This is a genomic window from Dyadobacter sp. HNCC25DJ186, assembly GCF_056895235.1.
In genome coordinates this window covers 202,732-218,201 of the sequence record NZ_JBXHAS010000001.1, presented here as the reverse complement: position 1 = coordinate 218,201, position 15,470 = coordinate 202,732, and the positions used below count along the sequence as shown (strand labels likewise).

Sequence of the window (15,470 nt, the reverse complement as noted above, 5' to 3'; positions counted from 1 at the left end):
ATTTTATTGATTATTTATTTTTTACAAATATGATCAATAGATTTTACTGCATGACCTTGGTGCGTTTTTCAGAATCTATTTTTTTTCTCACTCTAAAAAAAGTCGCCAGGTTCATACGAAGATAACTTGCTATGTGCTGGTCCGCGATAAAATTCTGAATTTGACTGTACTCCCTTTCAAACTTTTGATATAATTCGTCTTCTGTGAGCATGTATAAGGCCTGCATTCGTTTTTCCAGCCTGATAAGCCTTCTCTCCATAATCTCCTGATATACTTTTTCCATATCCGGATAATGCAGGATAAGCGATCTGAAATTCTTTTTAGATATACTGTACAAAACGACGTTTGTGCATGTTTCGACGTAATCTATTGAAGGTTGATCGTAAATGAAATTTGAAGAAGTCATGATACAGTCGCCAACGGTGTCAAAACCATTGGTCCATTCCTGCCCGATACGGCTGTAATAATTACGGGTGATACCTTCTCCAATAAAATGAACCATGTCCTGCGGCTTATCCGGAGAGATTAATATGGACTTGTCAGAATGTTCGGTGGTAATTAATTTTGAGAGAACAGCTTCATAGGTTCGCTCACTTATGATGTTGTAGTTACAGAGTAACGAGAATATTTTGTGCATACGTCGGCATGAAAATTAAGCTTTTTCAAGAAATACCGATTACTGATTCTCATACCGTTGAGCTTAAAATTAGTTATTTTTACACACAAAAAATAGAAAAACTTTCGATTATAACAAAAGAGGGCTGTAAACCAGCCCTCTTTTGTTATTCAGCGGTTAATTTTACTGAGCACCATTTCCATACATGTTAAATGCGGCGAGGTGTTTCTGGAAAATTGTTTCATACTTTTTAGCGGCAACTTCCTGCTTCGCTTCACGACATTCATGGACAATAGTTTGCAGGATGTAAAGATCAACCTGGCTGTCGCGACGTTTTGTCGTCGGATTTTCTTTGGACCATGTGAGGTTTTCATCCGAGCGGGAAGCCATCGTTTCAGCAATTTCAAGTGCTTTTTTGTTTTCCCCCAGATCGAATAATGTTCCAATAAAATTGGAAGAAATCTGATCGTATGGAATGCTCTTATCAGGCATTACTGCCAGAGCTTTATTCATTGCTTTTTTAGCTTCTTCAATTTTACCATCGGCAATCAACTGCCCAGTCAAACGAAGGAAAGCGATACGTGCTGTGAAAATAGGAGAACCAAGATAAGTATTATCGTAATAAGTATTCGGGTTATCCAGATCTCTCCAGAACATTTTAGTCATCAGATTATTATACATCACGGTTGAGTTGACATAACCGTCCGTAGCACCCGGTACTTTTACAGGAAGCAAACGGTAAGCATATCCTTCCAGCTGCATATATTCTTTCAGGTTCAGATAGCTCGAACCACCCAACGTTGATGAGAAATAGATCGGACGCTTCCAGTCATTGGTTGCGATCATGTCCAGCATCATCAGGTCCGATTTATACAAATCACCTTTACCAACCGTCCAGCTAATTGAATCGCTCAAATAGGGAAGAAGGTCGCTTTTGATAATGTTCATCTTTTTAATAGCTTCCGTATCCACAGGCAGGAATAGAACAGAAGAGGGCAGGATTGAGGTCATGTCGCCACTTGTCAACGGTACCTGAATCGCCTTATTTTCCTGCTTCACAAGACCCATATATTCCTTCAAATTTATTCCGTCTTTTACACTTGGAATTTCGTAGAATGGAACAATATCGTTTTTACCAAAAGCATAGTTGTTTTTATCCAGCGAAATCGGAAGTGCCTCCGACAAATACGTTTTGCGTTTCATCTGATCGATATACCAGTCAGTACCAAGTAAGCTCAGGTTACAAACGCGAACGTCTGTTCTGAAACCTTCCACTTCCTGAACATACCAGAGAGGGAATGTATCGTTATCACCACCTGTGAAAAGGATCGCATTCGGCGCGCAGGAATTAAGCAGGTTTTTAGCAAAATCAACTGAGTGGTAACGATGATTTCTATTGTGATTATCCCAGCCTTTGGCTCCCATCATCATAGGAACGATCAAACTCAGACCTGTCGCAACGCCGGCACGTGTCACTGCACTTTTGACAAACTTATTCAATCCGTCAGCCAAAGCAATTACACCAAATCCAATCCACATACAGAAAATGTAAAATGATCCTACATAGATATAATCACGTTCGCGCGGTTCAGTTGGCGGGGAATTCAGATAAATTACCAGGGCAACACCGGTAAGGAAGAATAACAAACCCAGTACCAGCAAGTCGCGCTGACGACGGAAATACATCACAACAATTCCAAAAAGACCCAAAATGAATGGGAGCATGAAAAAGTTGTCATGCGCTTTATTGTTTTCAATTATCGATGGAAATTTGGTAAACGCATCCCATGGAAGCAGGTTTCCTGCACCTTCTTCATCACTTTCGCGACCAACAAAGTTCCAGAGGAAATAACGCCAGTACATGTGCCCGATCTGATAGGAGAACATAAAGTGCAGGTTATTGCCCATTGTCGGTTTTTGGCCTTCTGCCAAACCTGTCATTTGCTGATAAAGCTGCGGATGGCCTCCCTGCGTACTGTACATACGAGGCAAAAGCATGCTGCTTCCCGGCTCATATTCATACTCGGGACGGTAGTCGTAAATCGTATATTTTCCATCCTGTTTGCGATACATCGGAGCGCCACGTTTTTGATTGATCGGACGGGAAACAAACGATGGACCAAAAAGCAAAGGACGGCTTCCGTATTGCTCTCTCTTTAGATAAGATACAAAACTTAAAACATCGTTTGGATTATTTTCATTGATTGGAGGATTGTATTCGGCACGTACCAAAACCATCAGGTAACATGCATAACCAACCAGAATAAAAGCAAGAGAAAGAAGCCCTGTGTTCAAAAGAACTTTTGCCTTTTTCTGAGAATAAATAATTCCCCAGACCAGTGAGCCAAGGAAAAGAATAATAAAAAATATTACACCGGATTTGAAAGGAAGGCCCAGATTATTGACAAAGAATATTTCAAACTTTCCGGCCATACTCGGCAAACCAGGGATAATTCCCGAGTTGATTATTACCAGAATTACAAGACCGCCGACAAAGGCGACGATACCGCCTAATGCCGTTGGCTTTGGATATTTTTTGAAATAATAAACCAGAGCCAGCGCAGGTATCGTAACAAGGTTAAGCAAATGGACACCAATTGACAAACCTACCAGATAGGCGGTGAAAATCAACCAGCGGTTTTCGGCAGCAGGATCTTCGATTCGCTCCCATTTGAAAACAGCCCAGATAACGATCGCAGTGAAGAATGACGACATTCCATAAACCTCAGCCTCAACAGCTGAAAACCAGAATGAATCAGACCAGGTATAGGCCAGCGCGCCAACAACGCCTGAACCCATCAAAAGGATTATGTCACCTTGTGTCAGCTCTTCATCTTTTTTGCCGATCAGTTTACGAGAAAGTAAAGTGATTGTCCAGAAAAGAAAAAGAATGGTAAATGCACTGCTTAAAACCGAAACCATATTGACCCAATAGGCAACGTTGGTAAGATCACCAAAAGCAAACATCGAGAATAATCTTCCAATTAAAAGAAAAAACGGGGCTCCCGGAGGGTGAGGTACCTGTAATTTAAATGCGCAGGCAATAAATTCGCCGCAATCCCAAAAGCTGGCCGTTCGTTCAACGGTGAGGGCGTATGTAAGAAATGCAATTGCGAAAACAATCCAACCCGTAAGGTTGTTGGAACGGTTGAAACGGGTCATTATAATAATTTATGGTTATAAGTTTACAGTAAGATCCAAAAGTGAAGACGGATAATAATGGCCGCAATACTCCAAAAAATAACTGCATATTTAATCGGTGCCTCAAAATTAGCAAAATAACCTCAACGGCAAGGGTTAGGCACTCTTAAAAAGTGTTAAACAAAATACCTCCGACAGATTTCGACCATGAATTTATAGCCGGTGCGTGTCGGAGGCATACGAAAGAAGGAAATTATCGTATTGTTAAACTTTGTAAAATATCCATTTAGCGAGCTCTTTGTAAGAAACTTTTTTCCCATACATCAAAATTCCTACCCGATAGATTCTGGAAGCGACCCAGATCGTTCCCATAAAACCAAGCACAAGCAAGGCCATCGAAAGGGCGATCTGCCATGCTGGTACGCCAAAAGGAATTCGGACCATCATAATGATCGGAGAAGTAAATGGAATCATGGATGTCCAGAATGCCAGATTGCCGTCAGGATCCCGCAGCACAACCTGTGCAAAAACAAAAGAGAAAATAATGGGAAGTGTGATCGGAAGCATAAATTGCTGGGTATCCGCATCATTATCAACCGCAGCACCAACGGCCCCGAAAAGTGCGCTGTAAAATAAATATCCTCCCAGATAGTAAAACAGGAAACATCCAATAATAAGGGGGATGTTTAGGCTATTAACTGCTCCAAGAACTTCTGCAACCGGATTGTCCACGTTTCCTCCCGGCATGTTGGAAGCAGGCATACCATGCTGCATTTTGCTCATTTCCTGTTGAAGCTGCTGAGAATCTTTCGGCATTTTCGAGCTCAGAACCGTAGTCGCAAGTGTTGTTAAAGATATGGTAAGGAAAATCCACAATACAAATTGGGTCAGTCCTACCAGCGCGACACCGATGATCTTTCCCATCATTAACTGATAAGGTTTTACGGAAGAAATAATCACCTCAACAATCCGGCTTGTTTTTTCCTCAGTCACGCCCCGCATAACCTGTGTTCCATAAATGAACACAGACATGTAAATAAGAAATGCGCAAATTCCGCCTATGATCGTTGCCGCTCCGGAACTGCTTGTTTGCTCACCTTCATCGCTAAGGCTGATGGTTTCGGAGCTCACGTTGACTCTGGAATCTTCCAGAATTTTGTGCGTTATGCCAGCCTGGGAAAGTTTAATATTTTCAATTTCTTTTTCAATGACCTTTTCAATTTCCGATTTCAGGTCCATGCTTACGTTTTTCGCGGCATAAATGCGAACGCTTTTTGGAGATGCAATCACATTCGCCGGAATGTAAACCAGCGCATTGGCCTGACCATCCTTAAACTGAGCTTTGGCGGAATCGATTGAACCTTTTAAGTAAGAAAACTTCAGCGATTCGGAATCTTTAAATTCATTGGTGAAAAGCCCGCTTTCATCCACAACCTGCACGGTTTTGCTGTCAACTGAACTGATCGCCATCCATATAACCAAAGCATAACCGCCAACAAAAAGCACAGGAGCAAGAATGGTCATGATCAAGAATGACTTTTTCTTAACCCTGACCAGGTATTCTCTTTGAATAACAAGTAATATATTTCGCATGTTTTTAATTTTAGAGCGTAATTGAAGTGGCGAACGTTACGTTTTAAGCTTCCGGGATTTCGTTAACCGCCCGCATGAAAATGTCGCTCATGGTTGGGATATTTTCGCCGAAAGCACGAATTTCTATCTGCGGTAAGAGATCAGTCAAAAGTTCGTTTGCAGTAACGGAAGCCGGCAGATGAATATTGGTTCGCAGATAATCATTCTCCAGCATAGTCGTTTTTTCAAGCTGATACTTATGCTCAAAGTTGTGTAGGTGACCGCGGTATTCAACAAAAAACGTATTGGTCTTAAATTGTTCTTTGATAACCAGTTTCGGCCCGTCAAGTACTTTTTTCGCCCTGTGGATCAACGCAATGTTGTCACAAAGCTCTTCAACCGTTTCCATTCTGTGCGTGGAAAAAATGATTGTGCTGCCTTTTTGTTTCAGTTCGAGAATTTCATCACGGATCAAATTGGCATTTATAGGGTCGAAACCTGAAAACGGTTCATCCAGAATGATCAGTGCCGGCTCATGCAGCACGGTTGAAACAAACTGTACTTTTTGCTGCATACCTTTCGAAAGATCCGAAACGCTTTTGTCCCACCAGGTTTTGATGTCAAATTTAACAAACCAGATTTTTAGTTTTTCCATCGCCTCACTTTTGCTGAGGCCTTTGAGTTGTGCCAGATAAAGGAGCTGTTCACCTACTTTCATCTTTTTATACAATCCTCGTTCTTCGGGAAGATACCCGATTTTTGATATATGTTTCGGACCTAACAGCTCACCATCAAAGAAAACCTGACCGGAATCGGGACCTGTTATCTGGTTGATAATCCGGATCAAAGATGTTTTTCCCGCTCCGTTCGGGCCGAGTAGTCCGAAGATGCAACCAGTTGGAATATTGATACTAACATCATCCAGAGCACGATGATTGGAGTAATCCTTCGTAATGTTTTGTACTTCAATAATATTCATTCTTGTATAGGGTAATGGCCTGAACTGCGAATTATTCGCAATTTCTGATGAAGATTGCCAGACTATTTTAATCTGCGTTCCAAAGATGCAAAGTATCGCAGCCTTTACAAAAGCGGAAACTGACAAATGTACGTATTATGCGGATTAGTGGTAAAAAGAAAGAGTAAGCAGAATCTCCGCTTACTCTTTAAACCTGAAAGAGGTAATTTTCACAAAATATATTTATCCCTGATTTGAAATAAAACCCAAAAACCGATCACCCCGCTGATGATCGCAGAAAGAAGCGCAAGTTGTATAAGACTGGATAACAAGCTTAATAATAACGCGTAATACAAAAGATTCCATCCTGCCTTTTTTCTTGCCCGAAGTGGTGAAAAAGCCATCAGATACATAATGGCTATTATGGTGGTTATAAATAATGCAATGTACATCATAAAACCGCTGCCATAAGCCATGACTCCTATACCGATGGCAGCTGTGCCTATACCAAAAGCCGCAAGCAATCCAAATAACATAAACACGGCCCCAAAAAGTATGAGATAAGGGCCGTATTTCACCAGAAATTCTTTAATATCGTCAGGGAAAGGCGGGAATTTTCCTAGAAAAATAGGTTCTAATTCATTTTCGAGAATAAGTCGGGGGGCCATTGAGAAAGGAAGTTTAAGAAATAAGATAAACAATTGATTATTTTTAGAAAGCTAAAAAAAATAATACAAATATTCAATCAAATCGTCCAATGTATATAATAAATTTCGCGAAAGGTTGAATTTGTAAATAACTTTAATGCTAGCGTTTATCTGAATTTAGCTAAGTTTACTGATCCAAACTGTTACGTCATCTCCAAAATTCTTTTATGAAGAACAAAATTACTATTGTAAATCTGGCTCTTATCACGATTGCTGCGCTTGCCACAGTACTTAATGCCTATCAGATTATTTCCATTTCAACAGACATTTTAGTAGCGCTTCGTTGGACAGCGATAGCAGGACTGATCGTTTTTGCAGTTATCAAAAGAAATTTAACGACCTCCATTCTTATTTCCATGGTTGTCGGAACAGAAATCGGATATGATTTCCCTGAAATCGGAACAGGTCTTCACTTTCTGAGACAGATTTTCCTTCAAATGATCAAAACGGTCATCGCGCCGCTTCTTTTTGCGACTTTGGTAACAGGTATCGCAGGTCATTCAGACTTGAAGCAAGTTGGGCGTATGGGTTGGAAATCACTGGTGTATTTTGAGGTTGTTACCACATTTGCGCTTTTAATCGGTTTGTTTTTCGCTAACTGGTTCAAACCGGGTGCCGGAATTATTCCCCCTGCAAACCTGAACGCTGCACTTCCAAAAGTTGCCGACCAAACCTGGCAGGATATTATTGTCCATTCATTTCCTGAAAATATTGCCAAATCAATTTACCACGGAGAGGTTCTTCAGGTGGTTGTGTTCAGTGTGCTTTTTGGGATAAGTCTTGCTTTGATACCGGCAGTTAAGAAGGAGAAATTTGTTGCGGGAATCGAAACACTGGCGGAAGTGATGTTCAAATTTACAAAGATCATCATGCTTTTTGCTCCGATTGGTGTAGGTGCCGCTATTGCTGAGACAGTTGGTCACATGGGTATTGATGTGTTAAGAAATCTTGCGTTGATGCTTGCAACACTTTATTGTGCACTTGCTGCTTTTATTTTGCTGGTATTTGTTCCGATCATGTTGTTTGCGCGTATTCCGATTATAAAATTTGTTAAAAATATTTTTGAACCGGTTTCAATCGCTTTTGCCACAACGAGCTCAGAATCTGCCTTGCCGAAAGCGATGGAAAAAATGGAGAAATTTGGTGTTCCGCGTCAAATTGTTTCCTTCGTTATGCCGACAGGATATAGTTTCAACCTCGATGGATCTACACTTTATCTTTCTTTGGCCACTGTATTTGTTGCGCAGGCTACCGGGACAGAAATGTCAGTAGGACAGCAGCTTTCCATGGTTTTCTTATTGATGTTAACCAGTAAAGGTGTAGCCGGGATCCCTCGTGCGACATTGGTAATCTTACTTGGGGCGATTGCAAACTTCGGAATGCCTGAGTGGCCGGTGTTGCTTTTAATGGGTATTGATGAGCTTATGGATATGGCGCGTACTTCTACGAACGTAACCGGAAATTGCCTTGCTACGGCTGTGATCGCGCGTTGGGAAGGGGAACTTGATGATGAGAAAATGCAGTTGTCAGACAAGGTGGTAGAGGAGGAAGTTATTGCTGCCTGATTTTGATTATTAATTGACAAAAAAAACATGTTCATTGTATACGGAATTCCAAACTGCAACACGGTAAAAAAGGCAAAAACCTGGCTGGACGAGAAGGGTATTTCTTATACCTTTCATGATTACAAAAAGAAAGGCATAAGTGCTGAAAAAATTAATAGCTGGTTTCCATATTATCCCTGGGAAAAACTGGTTAATAAGGCCGGAACTACCTGGAAGCAGTTGTCTGACGAAGAAAAGGCAACTGTGATAGATGAACAGTCGGCAACGGTTCTGATGATGTCAAAAAATTCGGTCATCAAAAGACCGCTTGTAGAAGATGCTTCCGGTAGAGCAGTCGCGCTGGGTTTTTTAGAAAAAGAATATGAAGAAATTTTCTTGTAATTAACTGAAAGTTTTAAACATTTGCTCTGGCGGACAGTATTATTGCTGTCCGCTATTTTTTTGCTATAAAAACACATGGAACAAGAAATTGATAGTATAATTTGTGATATATCTCTTTACCATGTAACCTAACCTCCCTAACAAATGCAGCTTAACAATTCCTTTGAAGGCTTGGTTGCTGATCGTGTGCAAGCCATTGACACAATAGCCGACCAACTTCCTGTCATTGTTGTCATCCAGAAAATAGTAGATTTCTCGGTATTGTATATGTCTCCGAAAGGATTGGAATTACTTGGTCTTACATTATTGGAATTGCAGGAAATAAAAACAGAATACCAACACCGATTTTTCAATATCGATGATTCTGAAGAATACTGGCCGAAATTCAGAAACTTGCTGCTTGTAAACAATCCGGATCAGAATCTTTCTTACTTACAGCAGGTAAAACATAAAGATCGCGTGGACTGGGCCTGGTATATCAGTGCTACCAGAATATTCCTGCAGGACGAAAATGGAGCTCCGTTTCTGATGATAACAACGGCAACGGCGATAGATGACATGAAACACATGCCCTCCAAGGCTGAGCGACTTTTGAAAGAGAATAATTTTCTCAGGAATAACTATCAGAAATTTTCTGTGCTGGGCAAAAGAGAGAAGGAAATTTTGAAAATGGTTGCGCTGGGGCACAGCTCTCCTGACATAGGCGAGAAATTACATATTGCCTCGGCAACAGTAGACGCTCACCGGAAAAATATCAAGCGAAAACTTTCGATCAGTTCCTATTACGACTTCGCCGAATATGCCAGGGCTTTTGATCTTATTTAGTTTTGATCATGCAAAAAAATGAGTGAGACTGTTGCCGGCCTCACTCTTCAATTATGATGTCAGAGATATTTATTTAACACGGCTCCGCGCGGCTTCCAAGGTTTTTTGTTTATTCTGCAGATCAATCAACGAATTATCTGCTTCCAGTTTTTTCTTTTCCAGTTCGGCGCGCATTTCGATGAGTTTCTTTTCCGTTTTTTCTATTTCTTTCGTAGTGTTGTCATTATCCTTGATTTGTTTCTGATAACTTTTTTCGGAGGTTGTGAAAATTTCATCAGCCACACGTGCCTCTTCCCGTACTCCTGCATAATCCGAGAAATCTTTTAAAATACTTTCTGCATTTTTATAGGTCTCATCTGAGGCATTGGTAACATATTGCCCATTGACATAGAGAGCCAGGAATACCTGCGAAAGATCTTTTCCCGAATTAATATGGCTCGTAAGCTGAACCGGCGCATTGGATATGGACGGGATGGATGCTTTTTCAATGCTGTAAATCCCGCGTTTGCTCTTCACCTTACCGAATCTGTCGAGATAACTTTCCCAATATTTGCTGAGATACTTTTCAGCAATATTCTGATTCAGATTTAAACCGAAATATTCCTGTTTATCAATCGTTTGTTTGCCCGGAGAAATCGTTTGGGCACTTAATGAAATTGTAGTCAATAACAGCGCAACGGCGATGATTGAACGAATTCGAAGTTTCATTTTCTTAAAAATTTAAAGTCAAAAATTGAATAGACATTTATAGTTTTTTTGTTACAACTACTGTCTTTTTCTGATTAAAAAGTGTTGTAGCAAAGAGGTAGATATTACCACCTTCTTTAAGACGCCACTTTTTTCTCAGGTCATCAATTTTTGCAGGAAAATTTCTAAGGGTCAGATTTGCTTTATTGTCGGTAACATAAGAATTGATTTCTTTCGCGTCAGGTTTAGACACCCCGATTATTTCAAATATTCGCCCGGGGAAGTCGGACACGAGTTTTTCTGAAGTATACAAGTGACTATGGACCGCCAGTTTTTTTACTCCGAAAGCAGCACCGAGATACTTGAATGCACCCGCTTTTAAAACGGCAGGGTGTGGTTCATATAAATAGACAAGTGGTTCGCACAGCTCGATTTCTGCTTCACGCTCTTGTTTTCTGGTAAAGGCAACACTGCTAACAACCCTGCCCTCTGAATTAATGATCTGAGCTTTTATTACAAGATCCCCTTGTTCAAAATTTTTATCAATGTTGAAAAGTAATTCTTTACACTCATGTTCGTAACCGATGACGTGTATCTCTTTCACGGATTTCAACTCCTGTGCCGCCAGGTCAATATCGAGCAGCGGTGAGGTTTTTAATAAAATATTAGACGTATGCTCAAATAGAGTCGGTAAGTGAAATTTAATATCGGGCATGCAGTCGGATAATAAAACCACTTTTTGTCTGTTGGCATCTCTGCGCGCCGGATCTGCATAAACCCAGTCAACCTTATCGTTTGTATTTGTAAGTGAGGCGATTGAATCCTGATGATGAACAGAAATGCCTTTTGCATTTAGCAAATCGAAATTGTAAGACGCTGTCTTCGCAACCTCTTCCTGTTGTTCGTAATAATGCGTTGTTTTGAAATTTTTGCTCAGGTAAAAAGAATCAACACCCATTCCCCCGGTGATATCAACGAGCGTTTTTCCGGAAATAAGGGATGATTTATATTTGGCAGTTGCTTCCGAAGAACACTGTTCAACAGATAAGGCCGGCGGAAAAATCAGTTTTTCAACGGCTGACCATTCCGGTAATTTTTTAGATGCTTTTTGACGTGAAAGAATTTGAGCGGCTAACTTTTTGACATCCAGCCCTTTAAACTGAGCGGATTTCAATACCAGTTTGGTTACATCTTCCTGCTTGTATTTTTGTATAAAATCAAGTTCAGCTTCACTGAAACCAATAGTGGGTAAGTTATTATTCAGTAAAATCTCGTCCATTAGTGCCTGCATTAACAGGAGTGAAGTCCTGTTTTAATACCCGAAAGTACTCTTTTTTTATTTATAAAAGTTCGTCTTTAATCATGCCCTCACCTAGATCCCTTTGAATCAGAGGGATATATGCTAATTCTGATCTTTTTCAGGCCTATCGGTCAAATGATTCAGTTTTGTTTTAAGTTGGACGAACCAAATGAAAATTATAAATTGTCGGTTATTATAGCAATTTCCTAAGTTAACCTTTTTTAATCATGAGAATTAAGACCTTTGAAGAGTATCAGGTTGCCTACCAGCAAAGTGTGGACGATCCCGAAGGTTATTGGGCCGAAGTCGGCCAGCAATTTCAATGGCGCAAACCATGGAAAAAAGTTTTAAGCGGAGATTTCTCCGAAGCAAGCATAAAATGGTTTGAGGGCGGTCAGCTTAACATCACCGAAAATGCGCTGGATCGGCACCTGGCCGAAAAGGGAGATCAGCCTGCCATTATCTGGGAGCCAAATGATCCGGATGACCCGTCGGTAACAATAACGTACAACCTTTTGCACGATCGTGTTTGTCGCTTTGCCAATGTTTTGAAAAAACATGGCGTGAAAAAAGGGGACAGAATATGCATCTATCTGCCGATGGTTCCGGAGCTTACCATTGCAGTACTTGCCTGCGCACGTATCGGAGCAGTTCATTCGGTTGTTTTTGGTGGTTTTTCTGCAAAATCCATTGCCGATCGTATCAATGACGCGGAATGTACCATGGTGATCACTTCCGATGGATCGTATCGCGGTCAAAAGGTGATACCGATGAAGGAGACCGTTGATAATGCGTTGGATCTATGTAAAACGGTCAAAAACGTAATTGTCATGACTCGTACCCGCACACCGGTTTCGATGCTGAAAGGCCGCGATTTGTGGTGGGAAGAAGAGGTAAAAACAGTAGATTCTGTTTGTCCCGCTGAGCCGATGGATGCAGAGGATACACTTTTTATTTTATATACTTCCGGGTCTACCGGAAAACCGAAAGGGGTTGTGCATACAATCGGCGGGTATATGGTTTTCGCAACCTATACTTTTGCTAATGTTTTCCAATATGAGCCAGGTGAAATTCATTTTTGTACAGCCGACATAGGCTGGATTACCGGACATAGTTATATCGTTTACGGACCGCTTTGTTATGGAGCCACATCTTTGATTTTTGAAGGTGTTCCGACTTATCCGGATGCTGGCCGTTTCTGGCAGATTGTTGCAAAACACAAAGTGAATATTTTGTATACGGCTCCGACCGCGATTCGTTCGCTGATGAGTTTTGGTTTATCTTATGTAAAAGACTTCGATCTGTCATCTCTGAGAAAACTTGGTTCTGTTGGGGAGCCGATCAACGAAGAGGCCTGGCATTGGTTTAAAAATAATATCGGAAAGGGGCTTTGTCCGCTGGTAGATACCTGGTGGCAGACAGAAACCGGCGGGATTATGATTTCATCACTGGCCGGTGTCACACCTGAAAAGCCTACCTACGCAACTTTGCCACTACCAGGTATTCAACCGGTTTTGGTTGATGAGAAGGGCGAAATTATTGAAGGTAACGATGTGAACGGGAATCTTTGTATCAGATTTCCATGGCCGGGAATTATCAGAACGACCTACGGAGATCATGACCGTTGTAAACAAACGTATTTTTCAACCTATCCCGGAATGTATTTTACAGGTGACGGATGTTTGCGCGATGCGGATGGATATTATCGAATCACCGGCCGTGTCGATGACGTAATGAATGTTTCCGGACACCGTATTGGGACCGCAGAAGTTGAGAATGCCATTAATATGCACCTTGGCGTTGTTGAATCAGCTGTTGTCGGTTATCCGCATGAAATAAAAGGTCAGGGAATTTATGCCTACATTATTACAGAAAACAGACCTGACGATCCTGAAATGATGCGTAAGGATATAGCGGCGACCGTATCAAGGCTGATCGGGCCAATCGCCAAACCGGATAAAATCCAGTTTGTCGCAGGTTTGCCAAAAACGCGGTCAGGAAAAATTATGCGTCGTATTTTGAGAAAAGTTGCAGAAGGAGAAATGGGAAGTCTGGGCGATACTTCGACTTTACTGGATCCAAACGTTGTTGAGGAAATCAAAGCAGGTGCTTTGTAAAATATAAATGGCAGATTATTTTGGAGTTTTACTCTGAATAATCTGCCATACTTTAAGCTATTTTTTTATCGGTACTGCATCCGCAGCCTTTGCTGCATCCACTGCTGCTATCGAACGATTTCCAGATTTTCCATCCGACGTAGCCCGTTGCTCCAAGAAATAGTACGAAAATAATCAGTTGCTGTATCATGTATTAAAAACAGATATTTAAGACCAATTGTTCCGTGCCGCCAACTGAAAAGCATGCTGATAGTGGTGCTCGCTGTGCCATGCGTAATTGGCAATAACCGCATCCAGGCGGTTAACACTCTGATTGGCCGGGTGTACATAAGTCCGCGCAAGATCCGCATCGCTTAATGAGTTTAGCAATAATACCCAGCGCAAATGAATATAACGCAGCAACTGCAACGACAATTCCACAGGCGCTTCTTTTGCATCCGGCAGTTCAGCCCAAAGCGCTTCTTCATAGGGTTTAATCGTTGGATTGTCTTCAGTTAGCGCCAACCGAAATCTTGTATATGCATTCATGTGGCTATCTGCAACATGATGTACAAGCTGGCGAACTGTCCAGCCATCAGGACGATATGGGGTATTGTACTTATCATTGTCCCAGCCGCCCAGGAGATTAATGAATTTAGATGGCAAAGCACTGATAATCTGAATATTGGTTTTTATTTCAGCTGGTGTATAGCTTTCCTTGGCTGTGAATCGGCCGATCGGAAAACGTAATTGTTCAAGTTCCATGGTTATGTCATTTTGTGGTGAAAATAGCCTCGAAACTGGGCTACTAAAAAATAAATAGAATTTAGAAATTCTCTTTAATCGTGGCGACCAGCTCGGCGTGTCCGCCTGCTGCTGCGATAATATCACCGCCAAAAAGATAATTGTCTCCTCCGTTAAAATCAGTTACCGTGCCGCCAGCTTCTTTGATCAGCAGAACACCTGCGGCCATATCCCAGGAATTGAGATTATATTCATAAAACCCGTCAAAACGTCCTGCGGCAACATAAGCCAGATCTACCGCTGCTGCCCCCATTCTCCTTATGCCATGCGTTTTTTGCATAAGCAGTTCAAGAATGTACATATAGCGTTTTTGCTTTTCAAATTTATAATACGGAAATCCGGTCGCGATCAGACTTTCCTGTAACGATGTCACCTTCGAAACGTGCATTTTGACGCCATTACACCAGGCACCACCGTCTTTCCATCCATAAAAAATTTCATCAAGGCTGGGTTCATGAATTACGCCTGCGAGCAATTCCTTGCCCTTCGCAAGTCCGACACTGACGCAGTAAACCGGAATTCCGTGAATGAAATTTGTCGTTCCATCCAGTGGGTCAATAATCCAGTTGAGTGCTTCCGGATCGGGTTCAATTCCGGTGGTTCCTTCCTCGGTGATAAAACTGGCTTCCGGTAATAATTTGCTTAACCCGGCAACCAGCAATTTTTCTGCTTCTTTGTCAACGTAGGAAACAAGGTTATTTAAATCTTTATACTCAATTTTTTCTCGTGAAAAAGATTTGGCTTCACGTTGGATAAACGCGGAGGCCTGTTTTACAATTTCAATGGTTTCTCTTGTGAGCAATTCCAGATCCATGCGT

General features: G+C 41.4%; 14 protein-coding genes. 4 read left to right on the top strand and 10 right to left on the bottom strand.

Features of this window, described 5'->3' with window-relative positions; all coding sequences use genetic code 11:
• Positions 1–43 precede the first annotated feature (43 nt).
• The 5 genes from AC1XUO_RS01025 to AC1XUO_RS01005 all read right to left on the bottom strand — a co-directional run bounded on the left by AC1XUO_RS01025 (position 44) and on the right by AC1XUO_RS01005 (position 6,955).
• Entirely contained in the window at positions 44–637 is a 594-nt protein-coding gene (locus tag AC1XUO_RS01025) for a Crp/Fnr family transcriptional regulator (RefSeq protein WP_483327899.1), read from the bottom strand.
• Positions 638–799: 162 nt separating this feature from the next.
• Positions 800–3,778 carry a glycosyltransferase family 117 protein gene (locus AC1XUO_RS01020; RefSeq protein ID WP_483327898.1) on the bottom strand — a complete coding sequence of 993 codons (2,979 nt, stop codon included), beginning with the start codon at positions 3,776–3,778 and terminating at the stop codon, positions 800–802.
• Between the two features lie 243 nt (positions 3,779–4,021).
• Positions 4,022–5,350 carry an ABC transporter permease gene (locus AC1XUO_RS01015; protein WP_483327897.1) on the bottom strand — a complete coding sequence of 443 codons (1,329 nt, stop codon included), beginning with the start codon at positions 5,348–5,350 and terminating at the stop codon, positions 4,022–4,024.
• A gap of 43 nt (positions 5,351–5,393) precedes the next feature.
• Complete coding sequence (locus tag AC1XUO_RS01010) at positions 5,394–6,308, bottom strand: ABC transporter ATP-binding protein (RefSeq protein ID WP_483328652.1); 915 nt, start codon at positions 6,306–6,308, stop codon at positions 5,394–5,396.
• A gap of 209 nt (positions 6,309–6,517) precedes the next feature.
• Positions 6,518–6,955, bottom strand: coding sequence for a hypothetical protein (locus AC1XUO_RS01005; RefSeq protein WP_483327896.1), 438 nt, complete (start codon positions 6,953–6,955; stop codon positions 6,518–6,520).
• Between the two features lie 206 nt (positions 6,956–7,161).
• On the opposite strand from AC1XUO_RS01005, the gene AC1XUO_RS01000 reads away from it, so the two are divergent.
• The 3 genes from AC1XUO_RS01000 to AC1XUO_RS00990 all read left to right on the top strand — a co-directional run bounded on the left by AC1XUO_RS01000 (position 7,162) and on the right by AC1XUO_RS00990 (position 9,765).
• The gene (locus AC1XUO_RS01000; protein ID WP_483327895.1) at positions 7,162–8,559 is read left to right on the top strand and encodes a dicarboxylate/amino acid:cation symporter; all 1,398 of its coding nucleotides are present in this window, start codon (positions 7,162–7,164) and stop codon (positions 8,557–8,559) included.
• Positions 8,560–8,586: 27 nt separating this feature from the next.
• A complete protein-coding gene (locus AC1XUO_RS00995; protein ID WP_483327894.1) occupies positions 8,587–8,940 on the top strand; it encodes an ArsC family reductase in 354 nt (117 codons plus the stop codon).
• A gap of 144 nt (positions 8,941–9,084) precedes the next feature.
• The gene (locus tag AC1XUO_RS00990; protein ID WP_483327893.1) at positions 9,085–9,765 is read left to right on the top strand and encodes a helix-turn-helix domain-containing protein; all 681 of its coding nucleotides are present in this window, start codon (positions 9,085–9,087) and stop codon (positions 9,763–9,765) included.
• Between the two features lie 69 nt (positions 9,766–9,834).
• Here AC1XUO_RS00990 and AC1XUO_RS00985 read toward each other — a convergent pair whose 3' ends face one another.
• Positions 9,835–10,473: a hypothetical protein gene (locus AC1XUO_RS00985; protein ID WP_483327892.1), complete on the bottom strand. Its 639-nt coding sequence runs from the start codon at positions 10,471–10,473 to the stop codon at positions 9,835–9,837.
• Between the two features lie 37 nt (positions 10,474–10,510).
• Positions 10,511–11,731, bottom strand: a complete 1,221-nt coding sequence (locus AC1XUO_RS00980) for a THUMP-like domain-containing protein (RefSeq protein WP_483327891.1) — start codon at positions 11,729–11,731, stop codon at positions 10,511–10,513.
• A gap of 248 nt (positions 11,732–11,979) precedes the next feature.
• Here AC1XUO_RS00980 and acs point away from each other — a divergent pair, with 248 nt between their 5' ends.
• Positions 11,980–13,869 (top strand): acetate--CoA ligase, encoded by a 1,890-nt coding sequence (gene acs / locus AC1XUO_RS00975; RefSeq protein WP_483327890.1) that lies wholly within the window; start codon positions 11,980–11,982, stop codon positions 13,867–13,869.
• A gap of 52 nt (positions 13,870–13,921) precedes the next feature.
• Here acs and AC1XUO_RS00970 read toward each other — a convergent pair whose 3' ends face one another.
• From AC1XUO_RS00970 to AC1XUO_RS00960, 3 genes are all read right to left on the bottom strand, one after another.
• A complete protein-coding gene (locus AC1XUO_RS00970) occupies positions 13,922–14,059 on the bottom strand; it encodes a FeoB-associated Cys-rich membrane protein (RefSeq protein WP_483327889.1) in 138 nt (45 codons plus the stop codon).
• 17 nt (positions 14,060–14,076) lie between these two features.
• On the bottom strand, positions 14,077–14,613 hold the full coding sequence (locus AC1XUO_RS00965) for a YfiT family bacillithiol transferase (RefSeq protein WP_483327888.1): 537 nt from the start codon (positions 14,611–14,613) through the stop codon (positions 14,077–14,079).
• 61 nt (positions 14,614–14,674) lie between these two features.
• Entirely contained in the window at positions 14,675–15,466 is a 792-nt protein-coding gene (locus tag AC1XUO_RS00960; protein WP_483327887.1) for an inositol monophosphatase family protein, read from the bottom strand.
• Positions 15,467–15,470 lie beyond the last annotated feature (4 nt).